This is a genomic window from Lysinibacillus parviboronicapiens, from assembly GCF_003049575.1.
Taxonomy (GTDB): Bacteria; Bacillota; Bacilli; order Bacillales_A; family Planococcaceae; genus Lysinibacillus; species Lysinibacillus parviboronicapiens.
Window position 1 is genome coordinate 65370 of sequence record NZ_PYWI01000021.1, and the last position, 8790, is coordinate 74159.

An 8790-nucleotide genomic window follows, 5' to 3' on the forward strand; every position below is an offset into this window, starting at 1 on the left:
TATGCTAATTGAAAATATAGTGAATGTTAGTGGCTCTATTTTCAAGTTTTACGATAACGATTAGGTGTAGTACCTATTTGCTGCTTGAAAATTTTGATGAAGTAGTTTGGGTCATCGAAGCCATTTAAAAGTGCGATTTCGCTAATCGCAAAATCGGTTTCGACTAGCATTTTTGTGGCATTTTGAATGCGTATTTGCTGTAAAGAGCGTTTAAATGGCAAGCCCTGCTTCTTTGAGAAAATTGTACTCAAATAATTGGGGCTAATGCCTAATTTATAAGCGACGAAAGGCAAGGACAATGAACTATCCTGAAACTGTTGCTCGATAATTTCTAGTGCCAGTTCTACATAGTCTGCTTTTTTCTCCATCCGAGCGTGCCGAGCTAAAGCAATCAATGTTTGTGTGAAAGCAATAATGCCATTAAGTATTGTATAAAGTATGGGGTGCTCAATAATTAGATGAAAAAGCTGACGATAGTTTTGTTCAATCACAGCTTTCTCGTGTAATTTATATTTCAGCATAAAGCGTCGAATTTGAGCCAAAACACTCGTCAAATGAATTCGTAAGTCATCCTGTTCGTAATAAATCCCTTCATTAGATAATCGATATAAAAAGGCTTTGATTTCCTCAAGATTACCGTCTTCTAAACTTTTAATGAGTAACTGCTGCTCCTCTGGTGTTAATAACGGATCGAATGGCTGCGTTTCTAACTGTCTTGTCGCATAAAAAATATGACCGAAGCCTTCGTAAAAACTTTGATGAAGTGCGCGCTTTGTTAAGGTATACATATTTTTTAATGTTGCAGGTGTGTAGTCGTAAATCCCGATATTAAGAGAACTATTATTCGTGAGTCTCCATTCATTCATCAATGTGCGCACATCTTTTTCTACCGTTTTCATATCATGTATTTGAAATAGACAGACAATACCATCTGATAATGGATATATTTTCATATGCTGGTAAATCGGCGTTTGCTGAATCCAATTGTACAACTTATTTAATGTTTCAGGATGCTCAGGTTCAATCATTGCGAAGTGCATATCTGTATCTAAAGAGCTAGTCTCACTATCTAAAAATAATTTATAGTAAAATGTTTCATCTGTATCTGGGGTATAGGCCTTCTTTTCCTTCGCTGTATGGATCGAAATTGTAGCGAGCTTTTGCTTTAAAATTTCTAAATCAATGGGTTTTACAAAAAGGTGTGCAACCTGCAATTCAATTGCTTTCATGGCATTTTTAAATAATGGTTCTGTCGTTATTGCAAAAATAGTGCCTGAGTGTTTTTGTAATAGCTGATAAAGCTTCGTTAAACGGTTATTAGAAATTAAATCGATATTCAGTAAAATTACCTCAGGCTCAAACTGTTGAATGCTTTCAGCTGCTTCAGAAATAGCCGTACATATTTCAACTACAATATCTCCAGGGAAGTAAGTTTGTAAAAACCACCGAATACCTGATAATTCTGTAGGGTCTCTATCAATCAATAAAATTCGCATAACAATCAGCCGCCTTAAAATAATCTAGTTTCGTAAAAAAGTAATATTATATTATTAAAAATAACATAAAAATCAATAATAATTCCTGTTTTCTCTTTTAAAATTCTCTATTTTCTGAAAAAGGGAGTTTGTACAATGTAAATAGAGGAATTTCTATCGATATAGATAATTTACCCAAGATATAGAACAAGGGGGATATTAAATGATGTCTATCATTGAGCTTGATGGCAATACATTAACAAGACAGCAAGTAGAAGAAATCGTGAAAGGGCATGCCACTGTTGTGTTATCCACTGAAAGTGAGAAACGCATTCAATTAAGTAGGGAGCGCATTGAAAAGCGTTTAGCTGAAGGGCAAGCCATTTATGGTGTGAATACAGGATTTGGAAAACTTAGTCATATTCGTATTGATGAGGCGGATAATGAATTATTACAGTTGAACTTACTGCGCTCAGATGCCACTGGTGTTGGCGAACCCTTTCCGACAGTAGTTGTCCGCGCCATGATGATTTTACGTGCTAATGCATTAGCACGGGGGTTTTCTGGAATTCGACAAGAGACCGTACAGCTATTACTGGATTGCATTAATAAAGGCGTGCATCCGATAGTACCGTCACAGGGGTCGGTTGGGGCAAGTGGTGATTTAGCGCCGCTTTCACATTTGGCTTTAGTGCTTGTAGGAGAAGGGAAGGCGGAGTTTGAAGGTGAGATTGTAAGTGGTGGTATGGCGTTACAGCAGGCGGGATTAACACCTGTACGACTACAAGCGAAAGAAGGGCTAGCGCTTGTTAACGGTACACAGGCAATGACAGGTATTGGTGTATTAACATTAAATGAGGCAGAACGCATAGGGCTTGCTGCAGATATGGCTGCAAGTTTGTCCCTTGAAGCACTGAAAGGTATTACTGCAGCATTTGATCCAGCGCTCTTAGCTGTAAGACCACACCCGGAATTAGAGCTTGTGGGCGGGCGAATTCGCAAGTGGCTTGATGGCAGTAAACGAGTGACAAAGCAGGGTGAAATCCGGATGCAAGATGCCTATTCACTTCGTTGTATTCCACAAGTACACGGTGCATCATGGCAGTCATTCTTCTACGCGGAGGAACGTGTGCAAACTGAGATGAATGCAACGACAGACAATCCTATTGTTTTAGAGAACGGAGAAGTATTATCTGGAGGACATTTCCACGGACAGCCAATTGCGTTAGCGATGGATTTTTTAAAGGTTGGTGTGTGTGAATGGGCCAATATTTCCGAACGACGCACGGAACGTATGGTTAATCCACAACTTAATGAGGGTTTACCGCCATTTTTAGCAACAAATCCAGGGATTGAGTGTGGGCTAATGATTGCACAATATACAGCAGCTTCCATCGTGTCAGAAAACAAAGTATTAGCGCATCCTTCAAGTGTAGATTCGATTCCAACTTCGGGTAACCAGGAAGATCATGTCAGTATGGGGACGACATCTGCTCGTCAAGTACGCCAAATCGTGCACAATGCTGCTCGTGTCATTGCGATAGAAATGATTTGCGCTTCGCAAGCCATTCATTTAGATAGAGCGGAGCAACAATTAGCACCGGCTACAAGTCAATTTTTGCAAAAGGTACGTGCAATTTGTCCGCCGCTTACAACCGATCAGCCGATTGGAGATGAAATAGAAGCGTTAGCGAACTATTTATTGACGAGTGATGAGTTAGTGGCAATGTCGAAATAATAGCAAAGGGGATGGCAGTATGGAGACACAAACAAATATTCGTGCACCAAGAGGAACAACGCTTACTTGTAAAGGATGGATACAGGAAGCAGCTATGCGTATGCTAATGAATAATTTAGATCCTGAAGTAGCGGAAAATCCGGATGAGCTAATTGTTTATGGTGGTATCGGTAAAGCAGCTCGCAATTGGGAAAGCTACGCACAAATTATTGCTTCGTTGAAAAAATTAGAGGATGATGAAACGTTACTCATTCAATCTGGAAAGCCGGTTGCTGTATTTCGTACGCATGAAAATGCACCGCGCATTCTCATTGCAAATTCAAATCTAGTGCCAGCTTGGTCAAACTGGGAGCATTTTTATGAACTAGAGGACCGCGATTTAATGATGTACGGTCAAATGACAGCAGGTAGCTGGATTTATATCGGTGCACAAGGTATTTTACAAGGAACGTACTTATCCTTTGTGGAGGCTGGCAAAAAAGTATTTGGTACAGCTGATTTGCGCGGTAAATTCATTTTAACTGGGGGAATGGGCGGCATGAGTGGCGCCCAGCCTTTAGCTGGCAAAATGGCTGGTGCCGTGATTTTAGTAGTGGAAGTAAATCGAGCGCGAATCGAACGCAAAATAAAAGAAGGCTACTGTGATTATATTGTTGAATCGGTAGAGGAAGCCATTCAATTAGTAAATGCACTACGTGAAAAAAAGGAGCCTGCATCAATTGGCCTCGTTGGCAACTGTGCAGATGTAAATCGTGAGCTGCTTGATCGCGCTATTATTCCTGACTTTGTAACAGACCAAACATCTGCACATGATCCGATAAATGGCTATGTTCCAAACGGGATGACATTTGAAGAAGCGCTTAATTTGCGTAAAAAGGATGTAAAAACCTATGAGCAAAGAGCAAAAGAAACAATGGCAGAGCATGTTCGTACAATGCTTGAATTTCAACAGGCGGGTGCAGAAGTATTTGATTATGGTAATAATATACGTGCATATGCAAAAGAAATGGGTGTAGCCAATGCATTTGATTTCCCGGGCTTTGTGCCAGCATATATCCGTCCGTTATTCTGTGAGGGAAAAGGGCCTTTCCGTTGGGCAGCACTTTCCGGTGATCCACAAGATATTTATAAAACAGATGCACTTGCAAAAGAGATGTTTGCACATGATAGAGGTTTAGTGAATTGGATTGATATGGCACAAAAAATGGTGAAATGGCAAGGATTACCCGCACGAATATGCTGGTTAGGCTATGGTGATCGTCATCGATTTGCATTGAAGGTCAATGAAATGGTTGCTAGCGGTGAGTTATCAGCGCCGATTGTCTTTGGGCGGGATCATTTAGATTCTGGCTCTGTTGCCTCTCCAAATCGTGAAACAGAGGGTATGAAAGATGGCTCAGATGCAGTATCTGACTGGCCTATTTTAAATGCACTAGTTAATACGGCGAGTGGAGCAAGTTGGGTAAGTGTCCATCATGGTGGTGGCGTAGGAATGGGATTCTCGCAGCATGCAGGTCAAGTATTAGTAGCAGATGGCTCTCAGCTTGCTTCAGATAAGATTGCTCGGGTATTAATAGCAGACCCGGGGCTAGGGGTTGTGCGTCACGCAGATGCTGGTTATGAGATCGCCATCAATACGGCAAAGGAAAAAGGTGTGCATATGCCTATGCTAAAGCAAAGGGATGATACGAAGTGACGATTTTAATAAAAAATGCCAATGAGGTCATTACCTTCAAGAGTGTAGCGCAAGGTCCTCGCATAAAAGAACAAATGCAAGATGTTGCAATTATCCCATATGGCAGTGTTTTAATAGAGAATGACCGTATTGTTGCAATTGGTCCCTTCACACAGTTGGAAGTAGACTACCCTGATTTACTAACTGTGGCAGAGGTTATTGATGCAACAGGGAAGGTCGTTATGCCTGGCCTCGTTGATTGCCATACGCATTTAGTCCATGGAGGTACACGTGAACAGGAATTTAATATGCGTTTAAATGGCTCCACTTATATGGACATCATGAATGCAGGTGGTGGAATTCATGCAACCACGAAGCAAACAAGAGAGGCTAGCTTTGATGAATTGTACGGAAAGACGCTGCGCCATTTAGATGTGTTTCTAAAGCATGGTATCACAACTGTTGAGGCAAAATCGGGATATGGCTTGGATTGGGAAAATGAAAGAAAGCAATTAGAAGTAGCTAAAAAGCTGCATGCTACACATGCTATAGATATAGTGAGTACATTTATGGGAGCTCATGCAGTGCCGCGAGATTATAAAGGGCGTGAAGATGAATTTGTCGACATACTCGTTGATGATATGCTACCGAAAGTCGCAGAACTAGGGCTTGCAGAGTTTAATGATGTATTTTGTGAAAAAGGTGTATTTACACCAGAACAATCCCGCCGTATTTTAGAGGCAGGGAAAGCGTTACAGCTAACACCGAAAATCCATGCCGATGAAATTGAGCCATATAAAGGAGCGGAGTTAGCTGCTGAAGTGGGTGCAATCTCGGCAGAGCATTTATTAGTTGCTTCAGACGAAGGGATTCAAAAAATGGCAGCAACAGGTACAATTGCTGTATTGCTCCCTGGAACCGCATTTTTCTTGCGCGCTCCTTTCGCAAGAGGGCGTCTGATGATCGATGAAGGGGTACCTGTTGCTATTTCCACCGATTTTAATCCTGGCTCTTCCCCGACGATGAGTCTGCCGTTTATCATGAATTTAGCTTGTATGCATATGGGCATGACGCTGGAGGAAGTATTAACAGCGACGACTATTAACGCTGCATATGCTCTTAATCGAGGACATCAAATTGGTTCACTTGAAGTAGGAAAGCAAGCAGATGTAATCATGCTCGATGTTGCTAATTATAAGCAACTACAATATTTTTACGGTATGAATCACACCCATACAGTCATTAAAAATGGTCGAATTGTCGTACAGGATGGCATTCTTCTATAAATAATCTATCGTATTTTATCTAGCTACTGTTTACCTAGTATCTAGAAAACGTTTGTCTAGATGTCATAATGATAATGGGGTTTAACCTACCGTTAAAACGGCAACGTTTATTGGTAATTGTGTCTAGATTTATACATTTATATTTAATAAAAAAGCGCAAAAAAGTTGAAATAGACTTATTTGTGCTCTTTTTAATATAAAATAGAACTGTCATCTTTATGGAAAGGAAATTATTAGATTTGCAACTTACTTTAACATTTATCATTTTAGGAGCAACGATATTTGCATTTATGACGAATCGTGTACGAGCTGATCTGGTTGCGATAGTGTCGCTCCTCGCATTTATTATTACGGATATTTTAACGCCAGCTGAGGCGCTAGCAGGTTTTTCGAACTCTGTTGTACTAATGATTGCAGGGCTTTTTGTCGTGGGTGCTGGGATATTGCGTACGGGACTTGCGGGGATGGCAGGGCAGCTATTGTTGAAATGGTCAGGCGATAGTGAACTGAAGTTATTTGTGTTACTACTTGTCATTGTTGGCTCTGTCGGCGCTTTTATGAGTAATACGGGTACAGTAGCTTTAATGATGCCGATTGTCGTTAGTATCGCAATTAGTATGAAGGAAAGTCCTTCCAAATTTTTGTTACCTCTTTCTTATGTAGCAAGTCTCTCCGGGCTTATGACATTGATTGCTTCGCCGCCGAATCTAATTGTTAGTCAGCTTTTGGTGGATCGTGGCTATAATAAGTTGGGCTTTTTTGAAGTGACACCAATAGGCATTGTTGGGATGATTGTCGGCATTATCTATTTGGTGCTTGTGCGAAATATATTATTGCCCAATGAACAAAATCGTGCCCAAACAAATGCAGGCTACAAACTCTCGCCAAAGAAAATTATTAAGCAATATGATTTGAACAATCGTTTGTTTAAAATATATGTACCTGAGGACGCTGCCATTATTGGCATGTCACTAGCAGAATTGAAGCTACCTGCGAAATATGCGCTCTGTATGATGAAAATTCATCGTAAATCGCAAGAAGGTATAAATTTATTACCAATGACTTATCAGGAAATGGCTGGTCCAACAAGCGTTATACATGCTACGGATGAACTCTATGTGCAAGGTGAGGAACAAGACATTCGACGCTTAGCTTTAGATTATGGCTTAGAGATGCAAGAACTAGTTGAGGGAGAAGCTGATGAATTGGTATCAAAGCATCTCGGCATTGCAGAGGTACTACTAACGCCAAATTCTAGCTTCACGAATGAGACTGTCAGCTCATTGGGCTTCCGTGAAAAATACAATCTCAATATTATTGGCATTAATCGCAAAGGTGGCTATAAGCTACAGGATATGGTTTCACATAAGTTGAAATTCGGTGATGCCATTCTCGTGCAGGGGGCATGGGATGAAATCTTACTACTTGCAAGGGAAACACAAGACGTTGTTGTTGTTGGTCAGCCAAAAGAACATGCAAGTGTGGCGGCTGCCACTGGTAAGGCAGGTATTGCGGGCGCCATTATGCTGCTCATGATTATCTTGATGGCTTTTGAAGTATTTCCGGCCGTTATTTCTGTGATGATTGGTGCAGTGCTAATGATTTTAACAGGCTGTCTGCGTAATATGGAAGATGCATATAGCAATATGAATTTTGAAAGTATTGTCCTTGTTGCAGCAATGCTTCCAATGGCCACGGCTTTAGAAAAAACCGGCGGTATGGTCATTTTGTCGAATGGTATTATTGATGTGCTTGGTAGTTATGGCGCTTATGGGGTGCTGATTGGGATTTATCTCTTAACGGTTGTTTTTGGTCAGTTTATTAGTAATACCGCAACGGCTGTCCTGTTTGCACCAATTGCTATGAATGCAGCAATCGCTATGGATGCAAACCCTACTACATTTATGATTGGTGTAGCGGTGGCAGCAAGTATGGCATTTGCTACACCGATTGCCTCGCCAACGAATGCACTTGTTATGACTGCAGGGGGCTATAAATTTATGGACTTTGTAAAAGTCGGCTTACCACTACAGGTTGTGATGTTTATTGTCATGATGATAGCTGTTCCATTCTTCTTCCCATTTTAAAAACTCGGTTTTATACCGAGTTTTTTCTTTTATCCGCATGAAAAAGAACAATCTAGATAGACTCAACCTCTATCATTATATTTAAATAAAAAAATAACCAAAAAATTTTGCTCGTTTTTTTATAGAGAGATATGTTAAAATCATAAACTAAGGCGATAAGCGAAATCCTATGAAATACTAAAAAAGTGTTTAACGTATTAAAAAAATATTGTCCTTATAATAGGAAGGTTTTTAAACTTTAAAAAAAGTTTTAAAAAAGTGTTGACCTTTTTAAAAAATGTGTGTAGTATTATATGAGTCGCCAAGGTGACACGGTAAAACAAGCAAAACATGAACCTTGAAAACTGAACAAGCAAAACGTAATCAATAACGTTTTTAGTAGCTAACTTCAGTTAGTGAATAAAACAAAATTTTGGACATCAAAATTGATGCCAGCAAAACAATTTGAGCTAATCAAATTTCTTTTATGGAGAGTTTGATCCTGGCTCAGGACGAACGCTGGCGGCGTGCCTAATACATGCAAGTCGAG

The 8790-nt window shown here is 40.2% G+C and carries 5 protein-coding genes and 1 rRNA gene; 5 read left to right on the forward strand and 1 reads right to left on the reverse strand.

Annotated features, from left to right (window positions below; genetic code table 11):
- Positions 1 to 41: 41 nt before the first annotated feature.
- Positions 42 to 1496 (reverse strand): helix-turn-helix domain-containing protein, encoded by a 1455-nt coding sequence (locus C9J35_RS16725; protein ID WP_107925373.1) that lies wholly within the window; start codon positions 1494 to 1496, stop codon positions 42 to 44.
- Between the two features lie 202 nt (positions 1497 to 1698).
- Between C9J35_RS16725 and hutH the strand changes: the two genes are divergently transcribed.
- The 5 genes from hutH to C9J35_RS16750 all read left to right on the forward strand — a co-directional run.
- Positions 1699 to 3213 carry a histidine ammonia-lyase gene (hutH, locus tag C9J35_RS16730; RefSeq protein WP_107925374.1) on the forward strand — a complete coding sequence of 505 codons (1515 nt, stop codon included), beginning with the start codon at positions 1699 to 1701 and terminating at the stop codon, positions 3211 to 3213.
- A gap of 19 nt (positions 3214 to 3232) precedes the next feature.
- A complete protein-coding gene (hutU, locus tag C9J35_RS16735; protein WP_107925375.1) occupies positions 3233 to 4909 on the forward strand; it encodes a urocanate hydratase in 1677 nt (558 codons plus the stop codon).
- A complete protein-coding gene (gene hutI / locus C9J35_RS16740; protein WP_107925377.1) occupies positions 4906 to 6174 on the forward strand; it encodes an imidazolonepropionase in 1269 nt (422 codons plus the stop codon). The genes hutU and hutI overlap by 4 nt, the downstream gene beginning before the upstream one ends.
- 218 nt (positions 6175 to 6392) lie before the next feature.
- A complete protein-coding gene (locus tag C9J35_RS16745) occupies positions 6393 to 8261 on the forward strand; it encodes an SLC13 family permease (RefSeq protein ID WP_107925379.1) in 1869 nt (622 codons plus the stop codon).
- A gap of 463 nt (positions 8262 to 8724) precedes the next feature.
- Positions 8725 to 8790, forward strand: a 16S ribosomal RNA gene (locus C9J35_RS16750); the annotation flags it as partial.